The sequence below is a fragment of the Corallibacter sp. genome, from assembly GCF_048381695.1.
Classification (GTDB): domain Bacteria; phylum Bacteroidota; class Bacteroidia; order Flavobacteriales; family Flavobacteriaceae; genus Corallibacter; species Corallibacter vietnamensis.
In genome coordinates, this window is sequence record NZ_JBLXHI010000001.1 from 253,818 (window position 1) to 275,705 (window position 21,888).

The window sequence follows — 21,888 nt, forward strand, 5'->3', positions numbered from 1 at the left end:
TAGATGCTTTAACCTTAAGATGCAAAAAGTGTAAAAAGGTTGCGTTTAAAAATAAAAAAATCCCGAAGAATTCGGGATTTTTAATATATTATGAAGCTTTAATTTCTTCTTTAATTTTAGTTTCAAGCTCTTCTTGAAGCTCTGGGTTATCTTTTATTAAGGCTTTAACAGCGTCTCTACCTTGCCCTAGCTTTGTGTCGCCGTAGCTAAACCATGAACCGCTTTTTTTAATGATTTCAAAATCTACAGCGATGTCTAAAATTTCTCCAACTTTAGAAACGCCTTCGCCATACATAATATCAAATTCAGCAGTTTTAAACGGTGGTGCTACTTTGTTTTTAACAATCTTAACGCGGGTTTTGTTTCCTGTAACTTCGCCATCGGTTGCTTTAATTTGAGTTGAACGGCGTATATCTAACCTTACAGAAGCATAAAATTTAAGTGCATTACCACCTGTTGTTGTTTCTGGGTTTCCAAACATAACACCAATTTTTTCACGTAATTGGTTAATGAAAATTACAGTACAGTTGGTTTTACTAATAGATGCTGTAAGTTTTCTTAAGGCTTGAGACATTAAACGTGCATGTAAACCCATTTTAGAGTCTCCCATTTCACCTTCAATTTCACTTTTTGGTGTTAAAGCAGCTACAGAGTCAACAACAACAATATCTATGGCTCCTGAACGAATTAGGTTGTCAGCAATTTCTAATGCTTGTTCTCCATTATCAGGTTGAGAAATTATTAAGTTATCAATGTCTACACCCAATTTTTCAGCATAAAATCTATCAAACGCATGTTCAGCATCAATAAAAGCAGCAATGCCACCAGATTTTTGTGCTTCAGCAATAGCATGTAGTGTTAATGTAGTTTTACCAGAAGATTCTGGTCCATAAATTTCAATAACTCGACCGCGCGGATAACCACCTACGCCTAATGCTAAATCTAAACCTAAAGACCCAGAAGAAATTGCTTCTACATCTACAACAGCTTGGTCGCTCATTTTCATAACAGTTCCCTTACCGTAGGCTTTGTCTAGTTTATCTAAAGTTAGTTTTAGTGCTTTTAATTTTGCTTCTTTCTCGTTGCTCATCTATCAATATTTTTTCTTGTGTAATTAATGCTAAAATACTACATCTTTTATCACTTTACAATTTTATGACGCAACCTTTTTACACTTTTTGCATCTACTTAATAAAGTGGGAAACTTTTGCTATGAAATGAACCGTAAAGAACGGTGAATTTTATCTGATTTTTTTAGTAACTATTTAAAAATGAACAGATGAAATTTTTTAAAAAATGTATTAATGCATTAGGTGTTTCAGTTGCTATTTTTATAAACAGCAACTGTAAAGCCGATGGAGGTTAACTCTTATTAATGTTTTTTCAATTTAGAAAATAAATTAAAAAATTATTAATAACGAGTTAGTCTACTTAAAGCACTTTATGAAAGCCATAAAGTGCTTTTTGTTTATATAAACTTTAAAACGTTTTAAAAATAGTATCTTTGCAGCAAAATAAATCTTTAACCTTAAAAACGTAGTATAGCATGCAACTGTACAATAACTTAAGCGCTAAAGAAAGAGCTGAACTTATAGACCAAGCAGGAAAAGAACGCTTGACAATCTCTTTCTACAAATACGCCAAAATTGGTAATCCAGAACTTTTTAGAAACCACATGTTTTTAGCTTGGGACAAACTAGATGTTCTAGGTAGAATTTATGTGGCTTTTGAAGGCATTAACGCTCAATTATCTGTTCCTGCAGATAATTTTAATGCTTTTAAAGAACATTTAGATACCATTTCATTTTTAGAAAATGTACGATTAAATATAGCCGTAGAACACGATAACTATGCCTTTTTAAAGCTAAAAGTAAAAGTGCGTGAGAAGATTGTAGCAGATGGTCTTAATGATGACACTTTTGATGTAAGAGACAAAGGCGTGCATGTTGATGCTGAAAAATTCAATGAACTTATTGAAGATCCAGATACTGTTTTGGTTGATATGCGTAATCATTACGAAAGTGAAATAGGTCACTTTAAAAATGCCATTACTCCTGATGTAGATACTTTTAGAGAATCTTTAGATTTGATAGAAGAAGATTTAAGAGCGCATAAAGAAGATAAAAAACTAGTTATGTATTGTACAGGTGGAATTCGCTGCGAGAAAGCCAGTGCATATTACAAACACAAGGGCTTTAAGCAAGTATATCAATTAGAAGGAGGTATAATAAATTACGTTCGTCAAATTGAAGAAAAAGGACTGGAAAATAAATTTTTAGGTAAAAATTTTGTGTTTGATCAACGTCGTTCTGAACGCATATCAGATCACGTTATTGCACAATGTCACCAATGTGGAGAACCTGCTGATATGCACACAAACTGTGCTAACGAAGCTTGTCACTTACTATTTATACAATGTGACTCTTGTAAAGAAAAAATGGAAAATTGCTGCTCTACAACATGTATGGAAATAAACCGTTTACCTCATGAGGAGCAAAAAGCATTACGAAAAGGGCAAGGAAATAGCAATGACATTTTTAAGAAAGGACGCGCAGATCATTTGCCTTATAAAAAAGACTTAAGGAATATATTTGATACCTTAAGCAAAACCCAATAAATGAACGTTTATAAACTTTTAAAGTTAAATAGAAACATAAAGAGTCATAGAATTAAGTTTTTAGGGCTCTTTATGTTACATAAACTTAATATGCGTTATTTAGCGGTTAACCTAGATCCGGTAATGGCGTGTAATTTGCGATGTAAAATGTGTTATTTTACAGATGCTGATTATATAAAAACTTTAAAAGGGCAGTTTAAAGACGAAGAAATAGACCTTGTAGCAAAAACAGTTTTCAAGCGAGCATTAAAACTACAAATAGGTTGCGGCACAGAGCCAACCTTATATAAAAATTTAGTGAAAATTGTCGCGTTGGGAAAACAATACAAAGTGCCTTATATCTCAATCACTACAAACGCTAACTTACTTACAGAAGAAAAAATAGAAGCCCTCTTAAAAGCGGGATTAGACGAGTTTACAATTTCGCTTCATGGTGTAAACAAAGAAAGCTATGAAAGCTTTATGAAAAAAGCGAGTTATGAAAAATTTCATAACGCTTTTAAGGCCTTTCAAAAGCTAAAAGCACAATATAATTTTAAAGTCCGCATCAATTACACTTTTAATAAGGATAATTTTTACGAGCTTAAAGACTTTTTCAAACACTTTAACGGTAAGAGCTTTGATATACTACAAATAAGGCCTATTCAAAAAATAGGAAATACCGAGTACAGCGATTTTGATTTAGAAACAATAAGGGCAGATTATCCCAAATTAATAAATCACATCAAGGCACGTTGTAAAGAAAATAACATCACGCTTTTAGCACCTGATGCTATACCAAACAAAAACGATGTAAATAATTCTAGTCTTATTTTTGACTACACCTTTTGTTACATCTCACCCCAAAAATTCTGGAAAGAAGGTTTTAACTGGAAAACAGAAAGCTTTAATCAATATTCAAAAAAAATAGGTTGGAGTAAACAATTGTTATCCAATGTGTTTAAGTCTGAAAAACAATTAAAATCTTTAGCAAACAGATTAAACTACGAAGTAGAATTTAATTAAAATCTCTATTTCAAAATAGTCTTTTCAAGTCTTTAGAATAATCTTATCTTTACATCTTTAACAGATTATTAATCGTCTTCTGAAAAAAGCTTTTTTCAGAATCAATATATTCAAAATTTATGGCTTGTGGAAGTTGTTCAACAGGAAAAGATGGTCAGCCAAAAGGATGTAAAAATAACGGAACTTGTGGTACCGATAGCTGTAATAAACTAACAGTTTTTGATTGGTTATCTAACATGTCTTTACCTAATGGAGAAAAACCATTTGAATGGGTTGAGGTTCGTTTTAAAAACGGAAGAAAACATTACTATAAAAACACAGAAAAATTAACCTTAAGTATTGGTGACATTGTAGCTACACAAGCACAATCAGGCCATGATATAGGTATGGTTACTCTTACCGGAGAGTTGGTGCGTATTCAAATGAAGCGCAAAAAAATATCCGAAAAAAGCGAAGAGATTTTAAAAATTTACAGAAAAGCTTCTCAAAAAGATATTGATATTTGGAGTGCAGCGCGCGAAAAAGAAGAACCTATGAAGGTAAAAGCGCGCCAATTTGCAATAGACTTAAAATTACAAATGAAAATATCAGATATTGAATATCAAGGAGACGCAAGTAAAGCCACGTTTTATTATACAGCAGAAGAGCGTGTAGACTTTAGAGAGCTTATCAAAATTTTTGCTAGAGAATTTAAAACCCGAATAGAAATGAAGCAAGTAGGGTTTAGGCAAGAAGCATCAAGACTTGGTGGTATAGGTTCTTGTGGTCGTGAATTATGCTGTTCTACATGGCTAACAGATTTTAGGTCAGTAAGTACATCTGCTGCTAGATATCAGCAATTATCTCTAAACCCGCAAAAACTTGCAGGGCAATGCGGTAAACTAAAATGTTGTTTAAACTATGAGTTAGACACCTATTTAGACGCTATAAAAGACTTTCCAAAATCTGACGTAAAGCTACACACAGAAAAAGGCACAGCTGTTTGTCAAAAAACAGATATTTTTAAAGGTCATATGTGGTTTGCCTACGAAGGCGAATGGGCAAATTGGCATAAAATAACAAAAGAACAGGCTAAAGAAATTGTTGAACTTAACAAAAAGAAAAAGAAAATTTCAAGCCTAGAAGAATATGCCGCAAGTTTACTAGATGATACTAAAGTTGAGTTTGAAAACGTTGTTGGTCAAGATAGTTTAACACGTTTTGATAATCCAAAATCAAATAGAAAACGTAGAAATAATAGAAACAAACGAAAAAAGCGATCACCTCAAAACAAAAAAAAGAATGCGAAATAACATTTTGTTAGCGTGTTTTATAGTAGCTATAACAATAGTTTCATGCGATTCTAAAAGCGTATACGATGTGTACAAATCTGTTCCTAACACTTGGCACAAAGACTCTGTTGTAAGTTTTAAAATATCACCACCTGATTCTATAAAACCGTATAATTTGTTTGTGAATTTAAGAAACACTAACGATTACAAATACAAAAATTTATTTCTTATTGTTGAGATGAATTTTCCTCACGGAAAAAAAGTAAAAGACACATTAGAGTATGAGATGGCTAAACCTAATGGAGAGCTATTAGGAACAGGCTTTACAGACATAAAAGAAAACAAACTTTGGTATAAAGAAGGTGTTGTTTTTAATGAGTCTGGAGAATATACCGTAAATATCCAGCAAGCAATGAGAGAAAACGGAAAAGTAAATGGTGTTGTTGAGCTTGAGGGAATTACAGACATTGGTTTTAGAGTAGAAAAGTCAGAAAATAATAAATAAGTATGGCAAAGAAAGCACAAACAAAAAAAACAAAAACAAAAGCAAAAAAGGAAGAGAATTTTAGTCCCTACATAAAATGGTTCTGGAAGCTGTTTTTAGCAGGTATTTTCTTTGTTGTATTATTATTTTTACTAGCCTCTTGGGGCGTTTTTGGAGAACTTCCTGACCATACTGTTTTAGAAAATCCAAAAACCAATCTCGCTACAGAAATTATATCATCTGACGGAAAAACCCTTGGTAAAATTTATTATAATGATAACAGAACACCGGTAAGTTATGATGATTTACCTCAAGATTTAGTAAACGCGCTTATAGCTACCGAAGACGCTCGTTATTATAGCCATTCTGGTATTGATGCTCGCGGAACACTTCGTGCTATTTTTAAACTAGGAAAAGGCGGTGGCGCAAGTACTATTTCGCAACAATTAGCAAAACAATTATTTCACGGAGAAGGTTCTAAAAACACTTTAGGAAGAATTAGCCAAAAAATAAAAGAGTGGATTATCGCTATAAAATTAGAACGACAATACACTAAAGAGGAAATTGTAGCACAGTATTTTAATATTTATGATTTTGGTAATAATGCTGACGGAATAAGGTCTGCAGCCAGTATTTACTTTAATAAAGAACCAAAAGATTTAGATTTAAAAGAATCTGCCATGTTGGTAGGAATGTTTAAAAACTCTTCGCTGTATAATCCAAGAGAACACAGAAACCCGGTAGGAACAAGAAACCGTCGTAACGTTGTGTTGTCTCAAATGGAAAAATATGATTTTATAACAGAAGAAGTAAGAGACTCATTACAAAAAACCGATTTAGGATTACGCTATACTCCGCAATCTCATCGTGATGGTACTGCAACATATTTTAGAGCTTATGTTGATGCATTTATTAAAGATTGGGTGAAGCAAAACCCAAAGCCAGATGGTACAAAGTATGATATTTATGGTGATGGACTAAAAGTTTACACAACCATAGACTCGCGCATGCAGAATTACGCAGAAGATGCTGTACAACAGCATATGCCAAGACTTCAAGCAGAGTTTGATCATCAAAACACACCAAAAAGAAACCCAACAGCACCTTTCTTAGAATTAGATCAAAGCCAGATAGACGCATTAATGAAACGAAGTATGCGCCAATCTGAACGTTGGAGACATATGAAGTATGATTTAAAAAAATCTGATAAAGAAATTATAGCATCATTTGATAAGCCTACACAAATGACTGTTTTTTCTTGGAAAGGAGAAATAGATACCATAATGAAACCAATGGATTCTATGAGGTATTATAAATCTTTTTTACAACCAGGAATGATGTCTATGGATCCGCTTACAGGTCATGTAAAAGCTTGGGTTGGCGGTATGAATTATAAATACTTTCAATACGATCACGTAAAGCAAGGGAAACGTCAAGTAGGGTCTACGTTTAAACCATTTGTATATGCAACGGCTATAGACCAATTACATTTATCTCCTTGTGATGAGTTACCGCGCTCTCAAATCACGATAGAAGCAGGTAAATATGGAAATATGCAACCTTGGACACCAAGAAACTCTGATGGTGATTACGCCGGGAATTTAACATTAAAATCAGCTTTAGCAAATTCAGTAAACACCATTACAGCACGATTAATGGATAAAGTAGGTCCGCAACCAGTTGTTGATTTAGCTAAAAAATTGGGTGTTGAGGCTGAAATTCCAGTTGTGCCATCTATAGCATTAGGAACCGCCGATTTAAGTGTGTATGAAATGGTAGCAGCTTATGCAACTTTTGCCAATAAAGGCGTTTATACCAAGCCCGTTATGATTACTCATATTGAAGATAAAAATGGTACAATCTTATATCAGTTTACGCCAGAATCTCGAGATGTGTTAAGTGCTGAAGCAGCTTATGTAACTGTAAAACTTATGGAAGGTGTAACAACGGACGGTTCTGGAGCAAGACTTCGTAGAACTTGGATGCCTTCAAGTGGTGTTTATAAAGAGATTATCACAGGTTATCCTTATGGTTTCAGTAATCCTATAGCAGGTAAAACAGGAACTACACAAAATCAAAGTGATGGTTGGTTTATGGGAATGGTGCCAAATTTAGTTACAGGTGTTTGGGTTGGAGCAGAAGATAGAGCAGCTCATTTTAAAACCATAACTTACGGACAGGGAGCATCTATGGCATTGCCAATTTGGGGTTTATATATGAAAGCTTGTTATGAGGACGAAGAACTTAATGTGTCCAAAGGTGAATTTGAAGCTCCTATGGAGCTATCTATCGAGGTAGATTGCGACAATTATGATCCTAATGAGAATTCAGGTTCGCTTCCCACTGAAGAGGTTCCTGATGAATTAGATTTTTAAAAAACCAAAGCCATTCATTTTTGAATGGCTTTTTTATTTCGTATTTTTCCACTAGCAAAAACAATATAAAATGATCAATAAAAAAGTAGCCAATGTAACCGAAGCACTTAAAGGCGTTAAAGACAACATGACCTTTATGCTTGGCGGTTTTGGATTGTGTGGTATTCCTGAAAATGCCATTTCAGAATTGGTAAAAATGAACATAAAAGGGCTTACTTGTATTTCAAATAATGCAGGTGTAGATGATTTTGGTTTGGGATTATTATTACATAAAAAACAAATCGATAAAATGATATCGTCTTACGTAGGCGAAAATGATGAGTTTGAAAGACAAATGTTAAGCGGAGAGCTTGATGTAGAGCTTATACCTCAAGGTACCCTTGCTGAGCGTTGTCGTGCTGCACAATCAGGTTTTCCAGCATTTTATACACCAGCTGGCTATGGAACTGAAGTAGCCGAAGGAAAAGAAACGAGAGAATTCAATGGTAAAATGTATGTGCTAGAGAAAGCGTTTGAAGCTGATTTTTCTTTTGTAAAAGCTTGGAAAGGAGATTTAGCAGGAAACTTAATTTTTAAGGGTACTGCCAGAAACTTTAACCCAGCCATGTGCGGTGCTGCAAAAATAACGGTTGCTGAAGTAGAAGAACTTGTGCCTGTAGGAGAGTTAAACCCGAATGAAATTCATATTCCTGGAATATTTGTTCAGAGAATTTTTCAAGGTGAAAATTATGAGAAACGTATTGAACAACGAACTGTAAGACAAAGAAATTAATACTATGTTAGATAAAAACGGAATAGCAAAGCGTATCGCAAAAGAAGTTCAAGATGGCTTTTATGTAAATTTAGGAATTGGGATTCCTACATTGGTTGCTAACTATGTAAGAGACGATATTGAAGTTGAGTTTCAGAGTGAAAATGGTGTGCTTGGTATGGGACCTTTTCCTTTTGAAGGAGATGAAGACGCAGATATTATAAATGCAGGAAAACAAACAATTACAACTTTACCAGGTGCTAGTTTTTTTGATTCATCTATGAGTTTCTCTATGATTAGAGGAAAACATGTAGACTTAACCATTTTAGGAGCTATGGAAGTTGCTGAAAATGGAGACATTGCAAACTGGAAAATACCAGGTAAAATGGTAAAAGGTATGGGAGGTGCCATGGATTTGGTTGCAAGTGCAGAGAATATAATTGTTGCTATGATGCATACAAATAGAGCAGGTGAATCAAAATTACTTAAACAATGTAGTTTGCCATTAACAGGCGTAGGCTGTGTAAAAAAGATAGTTACCAACCTTGCTGTTATTGAAGTTACTGACAAAGGATTTAAATTATTAGAAAGAGCGCCAGGTGTATCTGTAGATGATATTAAAAACGCAACAGAAGGAGTTCTGATAGTTGAAGGAGAAATACCCGAAATGACATTATAAAAATTTAGTTTTAAAACCACTTTTTTAAAAGTGGTTTTTTTATGTAGTTGCATCACTTTTTTGTAGGAAAAACCATGTTTATTGTTTTTAAATGTTAAAATAAAACGCATTTCATCGATTTTTTATGTGTTTTGACTGTTTTTTTTGAAATTTGTTTCATATTAGCAAAACCAAATCGAACAATAAACATTTGTTTAAAGTTTAAATTATAATTTGTCCCAAATCTATTATAAGTTAAATATTTAGCAAACTCCAAATCTACCATAAACGTACTTATGAATTTTGCCTCAAATCTACCTGAACAACCTACACGTTATGAGAGTAAAATTTATGGGAATTTAAACCATACAAAGCACTTTTTTAAAAGCCTTTTGTATTTAACTAAAAAATTATTCATGCTATAATCCTTTTGGGATGGCATGAATTAACTTTTTGGTATAGTCTTTTTTAGGAGAGGCATAGATTGTATCAGCATCATTTTTTTCTTCAATTTCACCTTTATTCATTACAATGAGTTGGTCAGACATATATTTTACTACAGCTAAATCGTGAGATATAAATATATATGTAAACCCAAAATTTTCTTTTAGAGAGTTTAATAAGTTTAAAACTTGTGCTTGTACAGATATATCTAATGCAGAAACAGACTCGTCGCAAATAATAATTTTAGGTTGCAAGGCAATCGTTCTGGCAATGCCAATACGTTGTCTTTGTCCTCCTGAAAACTCATGAGGGTATCTATCATAATATGTTTCATCAAGACCAACTTTATTAAGTAAATCAATAACAAGTTGTTTTCGTTGCTCACTATTAGTGCCAATGCCATGAACTTTCATAGGCTCTTGAATAGCGCGTCCTACAGAAAGCCTTGGGTTTAATGACGCATACGGATCTTGAAAAATAATCTGAATATCTTTGCGCAAGTTTCTCACACTCTTTTTTGAGAGTGTTGTAATATCGATACCTTTATAAAAAATATGTCCAGAGCTGGCTTTATCTAGTTGTAATATGGTGTTTGCTAATGTAGATTTTCCACAGCCAGATTCGCCAACTAAACCAAGTGTTTCACCTTCATATAATTTAAAACTCACATTGTTTACAGCCTTAAACGATGATTTTTTTCCGAAAATACCAGATTTTGAAATATAAGTTTTTTCAAGGTTTTGTATTTCTAGTAATGGTTTTTTGCTGTAAAGTGTTTTATGATAACTTTTACGATCTTCATTTGAAATGATTTCAGTACTAGCGGTTTTATTCATAAAGTCAGCTATGGTAGGAAGTTTTTTTAACCTTACGTCTAGTGAAGGTCTAGAGTTTATTAATGCTTTAGTGTAGCTATGTTTAGGGTTATTAAAAATTTCTAACACATCACCTTGTTCAACAATTTTGCCTTGATACATAACCAACACACGGTCTGATATTTCAGACACCAAGGCTAAATCATGAGAAATAAAAATAACACTCATGCCTTCTTGAGACTGTAGTTCTTTCAAAAGAGATATAATTTCTTTTTGTACAGTAACATCAAGTGCTGTAGTAGGTTCATCAGCAATTAAAATTTTAGGTTTGCAGGCAATAGCTATAGCAATCATAACACGTTGTTTCTGTCCGCCAGAAATTTCATGAGGGTGAGCTTTAAAAACCCTTTGAGGTTCAGGTAGTTTAACCTTTGCAAATAGGTCTAATGTTTTGTCTTTAGCTTCTTTTCTAGTAAGCTTGGTGTGCAACAGTAAAATCTCTATAACTTGGTTTCCGCATGTCATAGAGGGATTTAGTGAGCTCATAGGTTCCTGAAAAATCATTGCAATATCCTTTCCTCTTAAGGCTTCATAATTTTTAGAAGAAAGCGATGTCAAATCTTTACCCTCATATAGTATAGAACCATTGGTGATTTTAGAAACACCTTTAGGTAGCAAACCTAAAATAGCCAATGAAGATATAGATTTACCTGAGCCAGATTCTCCAACAACACCAAGAATTTCATTTTTGTTTAAATGATAAGAAATGTTATGAATAATATCCTTTTCAATTTTGTTTGATAAAATAGAAATTGAAAGGTTTTTTATAGAGAGTATTTCGTTATTCATAACAATGTAAATGTAGTCATTTTCTGTATTTAAGTTACGGCTTTTCCGTAAGAATTTAATAATTGAAAGCCGTTTATCGAAAACGTTATCGTTAAATTTTTATTTGGTTGCTATTTTAATAGTTTCATTGAATAATTATCAATAAAAGTATTAATTAAATAGCAAATTATTATGAAAAAAAACTTTACTTTATCAATTGTGTTTTTTCTTATGTTGGCTTCAGTTTTTGCTCAAGAGCGAAAATGTGCAACCATGGAGAATCTTGAACAACGAAAACAGCAAAACCCTGAATTAGAGAGAAAAATGCAGGAAATTGAAGATTTTACGCAAGCCAAGATTCAGCAAATGAGCACAGAAATGAATAGAATAGATGGTTCTATAATTACACTTCCTGTTGTTGTTCATGTACTATATCGCAATAGTACAGAAAATATAAGTGTTGCTCAAATTCAATCTCAAATAGATGTATTAAATGAAGATTTTGGTAGAACAAATGCTGATGCAGACAATACATGGTCTCAAGCTGCTGATACTGAAATTCAATTTTGTTTAGCTACTGTAGATCCGAATGGTAATACAACAACAGGTATTACTAGAAAATCTACAACAAGACAGGATTGGGGAACTAGCGATGATATGAAAAAAACATCGCAAGGAGGAGTTGATCCTTGGGATACATCACAGTATTTAAATATGTGGATTGTTCCTAAAATGACAGATTCAGGACGAACAATTTTAGGTTATGCTCAATTTCCTGGAGGAAGCGCTTCAACTGATGGTGTGGTAATGGCGTATAATTATTTTGGTAGAACAGGAGCTGTTTCAGCGCCTTTTGATTTAGGTAGAACAACAACGCATGAAGTGGGTCACTTTTTAAACTTACGCCATATATGGGGAGATGGTCCTTGTGGATATGATGATTTTGTTTCTGATACACCAGCATCAGATGCGGCTAACTATGGTTGTGCTACAGGTCATACATCTTGTAGTTCTACTGATATGGTTCAGAACTATATGGACTATAGTGATGATTCTTGTATGAATCTATTCACTTTAGGGCAAAAAAATAGAATGCGAGCTGTGCTAGAAGCTGGAGGAGCTAGAAGAAGTTTAGCTTTATCAGATAAGTGTGGCGGTGGCGGAACAACACCAACATGCTCTGATGGTATTCAAAATGGAGATGAAACTGGTGTAGATTGTGGCGGTTCATCATGTCAACCATGTCAAACAGGTGTTCAATACTGCGACTCTCAAGGTAATAATGTTAATGATGAATATATTTCTAGAGTACAGTTAGGAACTATTAATAATCCATCTGGAGCACAATTCTATTCAGATTTTACTTCAACAGCAACAGATTTATCTAAAAATGATACATATACAGTAACAGTAACACCAACTTGGACTGGAACAGTTTATAACGAAGGCTATGCTGTTTGGGTTGATTATAACCAAGATGGAGATTTTACAGATTCAGGAGAGCAAGTTTGGACAAGGTCAGCGACAACAACGACACCTGTAAGTGGTAATTTTACAGTTCCAAATTCTGTATTAGAAGGAGAAACAAGAATGCGTGTATCTATGAAATATAATGGTATTCCATCATCATGTGAAGCATTTAGTTATGGTGAAGTTGAGGATTATACTGTAAATATTGTTAATGGCGGAAGTTCTGGAGGAGACACAACAGTAACCTTAACGTTAAACTTTGATAATTACCCTGAAGAAACTTCTTGGTCTATTTTAAGTGGAGGCTCAACTGTAGCTTTAGGTGGAACTTATGGTTCTCAAGCAGACGGATCAACATTAAGTATTGATGTAGATTTACCAGCAGGATGTTATTCTCTAGTAATGAATGATGCTTATGGCGATGGTATGTGTTGCTCTTATGGCAATGGATCTTATGCATTAACTGATGGAGGTACAACTTTAGCAAGTGGTGGATCGTTCTCGAGTTCTCAAACAACCAATTTCTGTGTTGGAGGAGCTTCTAGAGAAGCTGGAACCATTGTAGCTAGCGTATATGATGATATATTTAAAATATATCCTAATCCTGCAAAACAAACGCTAAATGTGTCTTTAAACGGATTAGAAGCGCAAAGCTATAAGGTAATAAATATGCTTGGTCAAGTTGTTTTAAGTGGTTCGTATACAGATGCTATAAATGTATCAGAATTGAATAATGGTATGTATATGATTCAGTTACAAATAGGAGAGAAAACAAAAACAAAACGATTTATAAAAGAATAGGTTGTTCTATTTTCAAAAAGTCCAGATTGAAAAATCTGGACTTTTTTTATTTATACATATTGGTTAAATATGAGTTATTTCATTGTCGTGAAGTAATGAGTCACCTCGAAGTCTTAAAAATATTTGAGCAACAGCAATGGTGTCTTTTTCGCAATAGGTAATAATACGATCTATATCATTTTCTTCATAATAAACATTATAAACTTCGCTTCCGTCTATGTCATCTTTTGGTGAAGGTATACCCAATACATTAGTTAATAGTTTTAGTGATGTATAGGTTTTATAATCGCCAAATTTCCATAGTTCTAATGTGTCTAGATGAGGTACTTCCCAAGGTTTTTTTCCAAAGAGGTTAAGTTTATAAGGCAGTTCAATATTGTGAACAATCATCCTGCGGGCAATGTATGGAAAATCAAACTCTTTTCCATTATGAGCACATAGTAGGTGTTTGTTTTGACTAAAATGAGTAATTAATAAGTTTTTAAAATCTTTTAAAATTTTTATTTCATCACCATGAAAGGATGTTACTCTAAAAGTTCTGATGTCACCTTGCATTTTAAAATAGCCAACTGAAATACAGACAATTTTACCAAATTCAGCCCAAATACCAGCGTGGTCATAAAATGCTTCGGCTGTATATTCGTCTTTTCGCTGATATTGAGATTTAACTTCCCAAAGCGCTTGCTTGGTTTCATCTAAATCTGAAAAATGTTGTTTTTCCGGAACGGTTTCAATGTCCAGAAATAGAATATTTTCAAGATTAAGTTTAGAAATCATAATTTTACTTTTCTAGCATTTTATATGCTTCCTCAATGTATGTGGAAATATCTGGTGTAAAAGTAGCAACGGCATCTCCTGGACCTTTAGAGTGTCCTAAACGTACTATAATCACATTGTCATTTGGCTCAACAATAACGTATTGTCCTAAATGACCACGCATCATAAAAAAGTGCTTATCTTCAACATTCTTTAGCCACCAACCGTAACCGTATTCTGGACTTGCTTTAAATCTCGGTTTGATAGATTTTGCTATAAAGGCAGAGTCTAGCAATTGTTTTCCATACCACTTTCCGTGGTCTTTATATAGTTTTCCCATACGGGCAAAATCTTTAGCGTTACTTGCTATACAGCAATAGGCTTTTACTAAATCATGATCTTCGCTATCTACTTGCCATAAAGCTTGGTTTTTGCTTCCTAAAGGTTTCCAGAAGCTTTCAGTAAGGTAGTTGTAAAGTTTTTTTCCTGTTGCACGTTCTATAACAATGGCTAGCATTTGTGTGTCACCACTAGCATATTTGTAAGCCGTTCCAGGCTCGTTTACAACTTTTAATCCAGTCATAACTTTGGTTAAATCATCATCAAAATAAGCGCGAGTTGTTATTGAAAAAGGAGAATAGTAGCGTTCGTCCCAGTTGGTTCCTGATGCCATGCTAGATAAATCGCCAACGGTCATTTTTGCTGCTTTTCCGTCACAAAATTCAGGTATAAAATCACAAACAGGTTGGTCAAGGTTTTTTATGTAGCCATCCATAATGGCTTTTCCAAGCAAAGCAGAAACATAGCTTTTTGCCATAGAAAAGGAATTGCTTTTTGAGTTTTCATCAAATCCATCATAATAGTTTTCAAACCAAATACTATCGTTTTTTATAATAACATAAGCGATAGTACCATTTTGCTTATTGGTTTCAGAAAGTTTTTCGGTTTCTTTTACAGAATTATAGTCTTTATGATTAGGCCAAGCCTGTGGTCTGTCAATCTCTAATGGTTGATTGTCAAAGTGCTTGTAATCTTCAAGATAGGCTGTCGTGTAGCCTTTCATGTAAATGGTTCTTACGGCTTTTATAAGATAATCAGTATCAGTAATGTAAAGTACAATGATAAGGAGGCCAAATAGAATAACGACCCATTTCAGGAGAGTTTTAAGGAATTTCATTTAGTTTTTTTAGTTTATTAAATATAAACAAAAAATTAAAACAAGCGCTGTTGCTTATAAGGGCTTTCATGTTCTAGCAACCATTTTTTTCTATGCAAGCCGCCGGCATAACCTGTTAAGCTTCCATCGCTACCTATTACACGGTGACATGGAATGATTATCCAAATAGGGTTTTTCCCGTTTGCATTGGCAACAGCACGAATTGCTTTTGGGTCTCCTAGTTGTTTTGAGAGAGCTAAATACGTTGTTGTTTTCCCAAATGGAATTTTAAGCAATGCATTCCAAACAGTTTTCTGAAAGTCAGTGCCTTGAGGATTTAAATTTAAATCGAAATTTTCTCGTGTTCCGTTAAAGTATTCATTGAGTTGATAGACACAATCTTCTAAAACTTCAGGAACAATGGAGGTTATGGTTTCTTCAGAGTTTAATACAGAAACTGAAGCAATTCCGTTTGCATCACCAGTAATTTTGGTAAACCCTAAAGGGCTATTTATGATGCAACTTTCCATTATTGATTTGTGTTTTCGTCATTAATTAGACCGAGTCTTCTAGCTCTGGTTTCCCAGCTACGTCTAGCAAGTAGTTGCAAGTCTGGAATATTATCGCTTTCATCCATAATTTCCATACCAAGAAGCGTTTCAATAACATCTTCCATAGTTACTAAACCGCTTACAGAACCGTATTCATCTACCACAAGCGCCATATGATTTTTACTTTCAACCAATTGCTCAAAAAGTCTTGGTATAGGCATTGAACGGTTTATGATGATAATATTTCTTTTTATATCAGCTAGTTTTTTGTCACCATTACCAAAAGCCATTTCTTTAAAGATTTCATCTTTTAGAACTAAACCAGAAATATTGTCGGAATTATCGTTATATACAGGAATACGAGAAAACCTAACGTTAGAGTTTTTATTAAAAAAGTTCTCAATGGTTTCTGATTCGTTTTCAATTTTCATGACGGTTCTAGGTGTCATAATATCTTTTGCTTGAACGTCTTTAAACGTTAGCATGTTTTTTATCACTTTACTTTCAGATTCTAAAAAAACACCTTTTTCTTCAGCGAGATTAGTCATTGCATGAAAGTCTTCACGACTTAAAACACTACCATGATGTCCTTTGCCACCAATAAGTTTTGTGGTCAATTGAAGTAGCCAAAGAATACCTGACCATTTTAAAGGAAAAATTAATACGGTTAGGGCTTTTGATGTGAAATTTGCTAGTTTTTTCCAGTAAGTTGCACCTATGGTTTTTGGTATAATTTCTGAAGCGATTAAGATTAATAATGTCATAATAGCAGAAACGACTCCAACGGTATTAATACCGAATAGCTCTATTTTGTAAGGTAGCTTTTCAGCTTCAATTCCAACCATCATAGCGCCTAATGTATGTGCAATAGTGTTTAATGTTAGAATTGAAATAAGAGGTTTGTCAACATCTTTTTTTAAATCTTCAAGAATATTGGCGTAGGCTTTGCCTTCTTGTTTTTTAATATTTATAAATGTTGGTGTGATACTTAAAAGCACAGCTTCTAGAATAGAACACATGAATGAGAAAAAGATAGAAATAGTAGCCCAAAAAATGAGTGCACCCATAAGTTTGTTTTGATTTTTTACGAAGTTACGAAATCAATTTCACAACGTCTTTAGCAAAATAGCTTGCAATGATATCTGCACCAGCACGTTTAATAGCTGTGATTTGTTCTAGCATTACGGCATCATGGTCTAGCCAGCCTTTTTCAGCAGCAGCTTTAAGCATAGCATATTCACCTGATACTTGATAAACAGCAACAGGAACATCAACCTCATTTTTGATTTCTCTAACAATATCTAAATAGCAAAGTCCAGGTTTTACCATAACAATATCAGCGCCTTCATCAATATCCATTTCGGTTTCTCTTATAGCTTCAAAACGATTGGCATAATCCATTTGGTAAGTTTTTTTGTCTTTTGGGATATCAATCATATCTACAGGAGCTGAATCTAAAGCATCACGAAAAGGACCATAAAAAGCCGAAGCGTATTTTGCTGAATAACTCATAATGCCTGTGTTTGTAAAACCTTCATCTTCTAAAAGTTCACGAATGCTTAATATGCGACCATCCATCATATCGCTAGGAGCAACAAAATTGGCTCCAGCTTTTGCATGAGATAGACTCATTTCAGCTAAAACATCAACGGTTTCATCATTTAAAATTACACCGTTTTCTATAATACCATCATGTCCATAAGCCGAGTAAGGATCAAGAGCTACGTCTGTCATAACTAGCATGTCAGGACAAGCATTTTTAACTGTTTTTATGGCGCGTTGCATTAAGCCATTAGGGTTAAGAGCTTCGGTGCCTTTATTGTCTTTTAAGTTGTCAGGAACTTTTACAAATAGCAATACAGATTTTAAACCAAGTTTCCATAGTTCTTTTACTTCATTTTGAAGTAAATCTAAACTATAACGGTAGTAATTTGGCATAGAAGGAATTTCTTCTTTTACGTCTTTTCCTTCAACAACAAATAGCGGTACTAAAAAATCGTTTGGAGATATTATGGTTTCACGAACAAGAGAGCGTATAGCTTCGTTGGTTCTTAATCGTCTGTTTCTTTTTAAAGGATACATGGTTGTGGTTTTTATTTGCTAACCCAATTTACAGGGTTTTTAAGTATTTTAATTAATTTTTCTTCTTCGCTATCAGGTTCTGGATGGTGGTTGTAAGCCCATTGTACATGTGGTGGTAAACTCATTAATATGCTTTCAATACGACCATTGGTTTTTAATCCAAATAATGTTCCTTTATCATGAACAAGGTTAAATTCTACATAGCGACCGCGACGAATTTCTTGCCAATCACGTTGTTGTTTTGTATATGGTAAATCTTTGCGTTTTTCAACAATTGGTACATAAGCTTCAAGGAAGCTGTTTCCAACTTCAGTTACAAAATTATACCAATTTTCCATGCTCATTTCTTCGGTTGCTTTGCAATAATCAAAAAACAAACCGCCAATACCACGAGCTTCATTACGATGCGTGTTAAAAAAATACTCATCACAACGAGCCTTGTATTTTGGGTAAAATTCAGGGTTGTGGTTATCGCAGGCTGTTTTACAAACCTGATGAAAATGTTTGGCATCTTCTTCAAAGAGATAGTAAGGTGTTAAATCTTGTCCACCACCAAACCATTGGTCTACAATATCGCCATTAGCATTGTACATTTCAAAATATCGCCAATTGGCATGAACAGTAGGAACCATAGGGTTTTTAGGGTGTAAAACCAAACTTAATCCGCAGGCAAAAAAATCAGCATCTTTTACATTAAAGTAAGCTTGCATACTTTCGGGTAATTTACCGTGAACGCCAGAGATATTTACGCCTCCTTTTTCAAAAACAGCTCCGTTTTCAATCACACGGGTTCTTCCGCCGCCACCTTCAGGGCGTTTCCATATATCTTCTTGAAAGCTAGACTTTCCATCTATAGCTTCAAGTTTTGATGTAATTGTGTCTTGTAAGTCTTGTATGTATTGATAAAATGCAGTTTTCATAACTATTTTTTAAATCGCAATATGAGGTATCCTATAATAGCTGAAATTAGCGAACCTATTAAAATACCAATTTTAGCAGAGTTTATATTAGCTGTTTCTCCTACAAAGGCTAACCCAGCTATAAATATTGACATAGTAAATCCGATACCAGCTAAAAAAGACACGCCAATAATATGCCATATTGAAATTTCTGAAGGTATATTAATCAGCTTGATTTTATTTGCTAACACTACAAATGATGTAATACCAATGCTTTTTCCTAAAACTAAACTTGCGACAATTGCTGTTACTAAATTTATTTCAAGTGGTTCAGAACTATTAATTATAACACCAGCATTTGCAAAGGCAAAAACAGGAATAATAAAGTAAGCAACCCAATCATGTAAATTGTGTTCAATTTGTTGTAATGGAGATTGATATTTGTATGTCCAATCTTCTAAATCATCAATTTGCTGAATTTGTTCTTTGGATAAAATAGGCTTGTTAAGAACACTTGCTTGTTTGATGTTTGTTGTAATTTTAACAAGGTTATCAATAAATTCAGGAGTGTTTATTTTTTGTCTAATAGGCACCGAAAAAGCCAATAATACACCGGCTAAAGTTGGATGTATGCCTGATTTTAAGAATAGCACCCAGATTACAATACCTAGACTTATAGTGAAAAATTTTGAGTAAAAACCTCGATATGATAATATGTATAAAAAGGCTAAAAGCAATAAAGCAACACCTAAAAGACTAAACTTTATAGAGCTGCTATAGAAAATAGCAATAACTAGAACTGCGCCTAAATCATCAACTATAGCAAATGCTGTTAAAAACACTTTTAATGCCAATGGAATTCTTTTGCCTAAAGCGGTTAGTATTGCTAAAGAAAAAGCAATGTCGGTTGCCATAGGAATTCCCCAGCCATTTTGTGTTTCAGGGTTGTTATTGAATAAAAAGAAGCATAGCACAGGTATGGCCATACCACCAAAAGCACCAATTAAAGGAAAGCCTATTTTTTTAGGAGAATTAAGTTCACCAATTAAAAACTCACGTTTTATTTCTAAACCAATTAAGAAAAAAAACACAGCCATTAAACCATCATTTATCCATAATATGACTGGTTTGTTGAGTTCAAAAGCTTCTGTTGTAAAACCAATTTTATAATCCCAAAGCGATGTGTAGCTTTCAGAAAATGGCGAATTTGACCAGACAAGAGCTAAAATAGTGGCTATAACAAGTAGAAGACCACCAAAGCTTTCAATTTTTACAAATTTTTGAAATGGAGATAGTAAAGTTTTTTCAGTCATGATTTATGTCCTTTTATAAAATTTGGATTAAGTCTGTTTTTTAGATTCATAAAGTTCCATATCTAACGTAGATTTTCCGGTAACATATTCTTTTTCTAGCGTTTGTTTCCAGGTAAATCCATTGCGTTCGGCGACACGAATACTTGTTTTATTGGTTTTATGAATAATAATTTGAAGGGTTTCTAATCCTAATTCATCAAACGCATAAGCTTTTGCTGCTTTTATACTTTTGGTCATCCAACCATTACCAGAATATTTTGACCCTAAACAATAAGCGAACTCGCCTTGTTTTTTGTTCCAGTCTAAATTTTTAAGGATAACTAGCCCAGCAACATTATGCGTGTCTTTGTCTTTTATTGCAAATGTAAATTCTGATTGTTCTTTTATTTCTTTTTGTTTCTTTGAAATATAAGCTTTTGAAGCGCTTTTAGAAATATTTTGCTCAAGGGTTTTTGGTAAATAAGCTTGAAATCTTTTGCCGTTTGAAATCATCAAACTGTTTAAGCTAGAAGCATCGTCTAGGTTAAGTGGGGCTAGATAAAATGTTTCAGCGCTTAACATAAGTTTTAGGCATTATATTCTTTAACGGCGTCAATAAATGCTTTAGCATGATCTAAAGGAATGTTTGGTAAAATACCGTGGCCTAAATTTACGATATATTTGTCTTTGCCAAACTCATCAATCATTTGATGTACCATTTTTTTAATTTCAGCAGGTGGTGATAATAGCCTTGATGGGTCAAAATTCCCTTGTAATGTAATATTTCCGCCTGTTAAATAACGTGCATTTCTTGCTGAACACGTCCAGTCAACGCCTAAAGCAGATGCATTAGATTTTGCCATGTCATTAAGAGCAAACCAACAACCTTTTCCGAAAGCAATTACAGGTGCATCGTCTTTTAACGCCTCAATGATTTGATTGATGTATTGCCATGAAAATTCTTGATAATCGGTAGGAGACAGCATGCCGCCCCAAGAATCAAAGACTTGCACTGCATTACAACCAGCTTTTACTTTTTCTTTTAAATAAGCGATGGTAGTATCTGTTATTTTTTGAAGCAATTGATGTGCAGCTACTGGATTTGTAAAACAAAACTCTTTGGCTTTGTCAAAATTTTTGCTTCCTTGACCTTGTACGCAGTAGCATAAAATAGTCCAAGGAGATCCTGCAAAACCAATAAGAGGAATATCGTTGTTTAAAAGTTCTTTTGTTGCTTTTATAGCTTGGTATACATAGTCTAGTTCTACAGTGACATCAGGAACAATAACATTGTCTACATCTTTTTGTGTTCTAACAGGGTTTGGTAGATATGGTCCAAAGTTAGGTTTCATTTGCACCTCAATATTCATAGCTTGAGGAATAACCAGAATGTCACTGAATAATATAGCTGCATCCATACCATAGCGTCTTATAGGTTGTACGGTGATTTCACTTGCTAATTCTGGTGTGCGACAACGCGTAAAAAAATCATATTTTTCACGAATTGCGATAAATTCAGGTAAATAGCGCCCGGCTTGACGCATCATCCATACAGGCGGACGACTAACAGTTTCGCCTTTTAAGGCTCTTAAAAATAAATCGTTTTTAATCATAATTTATCTGAAATATTATG

19 protein-coding genes are annotated in these 21,888 nt (G+C 33.9%); 8 read left to right on the forward strand and 11 right to left on the reverse strand.

Annotated elements, in window-relative coordinates; genetic code table 11:
- Positions 1-88: 88 nt before the first annotated feature.
- The gene (recA, locus tag ACN5J3_RS01230) at positions 89-1,090 is read right to left on the reverse strand and encodes a recombinase RecA (protein WP_344727175.1); all 1,002 of its coding nucleotides are present in this window, start codon (positions 1,088-1,090) and stop codon (positions 89-91) included.
- Between the two features lie 456 nt (positions 1,091-1,546).
- Between recA and ACN5J3_RS01235 the strand changes: the two genes are divergently transcribed.
- The 7 genes from ACN5J3_RS01235 to ACN5J3_RS01265 all read left to right on the forward strand — a co-directional run bounded on the left by ACN5J3_RS01235 (position 1,547) and on the right by ACN5J3_RS01265 (position 9,182).
- Complete coding sequence (locus ACN5J3_RS01235; RefSeq protein ID WP_418510489.1) at positions 1,547-2,617, forward strand: rhodanese-related sulfurtransferase; 1,071 nt, start codon at positions 1,547-1,549, stop codon at positions 2,615-2,617.
- Positions 2,618-3,622 carry a radical SAM protein gene (locus ACN5J3_RS01240; protein WP_417290806.1) on the forward strand — a complete coding sequence of 335 codons (1,005 nt, stop codon included), beginning with the start codon at positions 2,618-2,620 and terminating at the stop codon, positions 3,620-3,622.
- Positions 3,623-3,741: 119 nt separating this feature from the next.
- Positions 3,742-4,914 carry a PSP1 domain-containing protein gene (locus tag ACN5J3_RS01245; RefSeq protein ID WP_417290805.1) on the forward strand — a complete coding sequence of 391 codons (1,173 nt, stop codon included), beginning with the start codon at positions 3,742-3,744 and terminating at the stop codon, positions 4,912-4,914.
- Positions 4,904-5,398 carry a gliding motility lipoprotein GldH gene (locus ACN5J3_RS01250; RefSeq protein ID WP_418510490.1) on the forward strand — a complete coding sequence of 165 codons (495 nt, stop codon included), beginning with the start codon at positions 4,904-4,906 and terminating at the stop codon, positions 5,396-5,398. The genes ACN5J3_RS01245 and ACN5J3_RS01250 overlap by 11 nt, the downstream gene beginning before the upstream one ends.
- Positions 5,399-5,400: 2 nt before the next feature.
- Entirely contained in the window at positions 5,401-7,752 is a 2,352-nt protein-coding gene (locus ACN5J3_RS01255; RefSeq protein ID WP_418510491.1) for a penicillin-binding protein 1A, read from the forward strand.
- Between the two features lie 70 nt (positions 7,753-7,822).
- A complete protein-coding gene (locus tag ACN5J3_RS01260; protein ID WP_417290802.1) occupies positions 7,823-8,524 on the forward strand; it encodes a CoA transferase subunit A in 702 nt (233 codons plus the stop codon).
- A gap of 4 nt (positions 8,525-8,528) precedes the next feature.
- Positions 8,529-9,182 carry a 3-oxoacid CoA-transferase subunit B gene (locus ACN5J3_RS01265; RefSeq protein WP_418510492.1) on the forward strand — a complete coding sequence of 218 codons (654 nt, stop codon included), beginning with the start codon at positions 8,529-8,531 and terminating at the stop codon, positions 9,180-9,182.
- A 398-nt stretch (positions 9,183-9,580) separates the two neighbouring features.
- Here the strand turns inward: ACN5J3_RS01265 and ACN5J3_RS01270 are convergent, their stop codons facing one another.
- Entirely contained in the window at positions 9,581-11,269 is a 1,689-nt protein-coding gene (locus tag ACN5J3_RS01270; protein ID WP_418510493.1) for an ABC transporter ATP-binding protein, read from the reverse strand.
- Positions 11,270-11,440: 171 nt separating this feature from the next.
- On the opposite strand from ACN5J3_RS01270, the gene ACN5J3_RS01275 reads away from it, so the two are divergent.
- Positions 11,441-13,519, forward strand: coding sequence for a GEVED domain-containing protein (locus ACN5J3_RS01275; protein WP_418510494.1), 2,079 nt, complete (start codon positions 11,441-11,443; stop codon positions 13,517-13,519).
- A gap of 63 nt (positions 13,520-13,582) precedes the next feature.
- Here ACN5J3_RS01275 and ACN5J3_RS01280 read toward each other — a convergent pair whose 3' ends face one another.
- Genes ACN5J3_RS01280 through hemE form a run of 9 tightly spaced genes read right to left on the reverse strand, consistent with a single transcriptional unit; the run spans position 13,583 to position 21,868 of the window.
- On the reverse strand, positions 13,583-14,296 hold the full coding sequence (locus ACN5J3_RS01280) for a 3'-5' exonuclease (protein WP_418510495.1): 714 nt from the start codon (positions 14,294-14,296) through the stop codon (positions 13,583-13,585).
- A gap of 4 nt (positions 14,297-14,300) precedes the next feature.
- Positions 14,301-15,452: a serine hydrolase domain-containing protein gene (locus tag ACN5J3_RS01285; RefSeq protein WP_418510496.1), complete on the reverse strand. Its 1,152-nt coding sequence runs from the start codon at positions 15,450-15,452 to the stop codon at positions 14,301-14,303.
- Positions 15,453-15,487: 35 nt separating this feature from the next.
- Positions 15,488-15,961, reverse strand: coding sequence for a methylated-DNA--[protein]-cysteine S-methyltransferase (locus ACN5J3_RS01290; RefSeq protein ID WP_418508879.1), 474 nt, complete (start codon positions 15,959-15,961; stop codon positions 15,488-15,490).
- Positions 15,961-17,049: a CNNM domain-containing protein gene (locus ACN5J3_RS01295; protein ID WP_418508880.1), complete on the reverse strand. Its 1,089-nt coding sequence runs from the start codon at positions 17,047-17,049 to the stop codon at positions 15,961-15,963. The genes ACN5J3_RS01290 and ACN5J3_RS01295 overlap by 1 nt, the downstream gene beginning before the upstream one ends.
- A 25-nt stretch (positions 17,050-17,074) precedes the next feature.
- The gene (gene hemB / locus ACN5J3_RS01300; RefSeq protein ID WP_418510497.1) at positions 17,075-18,064 is read right to left on the reverse strand and encodes a porphobilinogen synthase; all 990 of its coding nucleotides are present in this window, start codon (positions 18,062-18,064) and stop codon (positions 17,075-17,077) included.
- 11 nt (positions 18,065-18,075) lie between these two features.
- Complete coding sequence (hemF, locus tag ACN5J3_RS01305; protein ID WP_344727207.1) at positions 18,076-18,984, reverse strand: oxygen-dependent coproporphyrinogen oxidase; 909 nt, start codon at positions 18,982-18,984, stop codon at positions 18,076-18,078.
- A 2-nt stretch (positions 18,985-18,986) separates the two neighbouring features.
- Positions 18,987-20,276, reverse strand: a complete 1,290-nt coding sequence (gene nhaA / locus ACN5J3_RS01310; RefSeq protein ID WP_418510498.1) for a Na+/H+ antiporter NhaA — start codon at positions 20,274-20,276, stop codon at positions 18,987-18,989.
- A 27-nt stretch (positions 20,277-20,303) separates the two neighbouring features.
- Entirely contained in the window at positions 20,304-20,837 is a 534-nt protein-coding gene (locus tag ACN5J3_RS01315) for a GNAT family N-acetyltransferase (protein ID WP_418510499.1), read from the reverse strand.
- Between the two features lie 5 nt (positions 20,838-20,842).
- A complete protein-coding gene (gene hemE, locus ACN5J3_RS01320) occupies positions 20,843-21,868 on the reverse strand; it encodes a uroporphyrinogen decarboxylase (RefSeq protein ID WP_418510500.1) in 1,026 nt (341 codons plus the stop codon).
- Positions 21,869-21,888 lie beyond the last annotated feature (20 nt).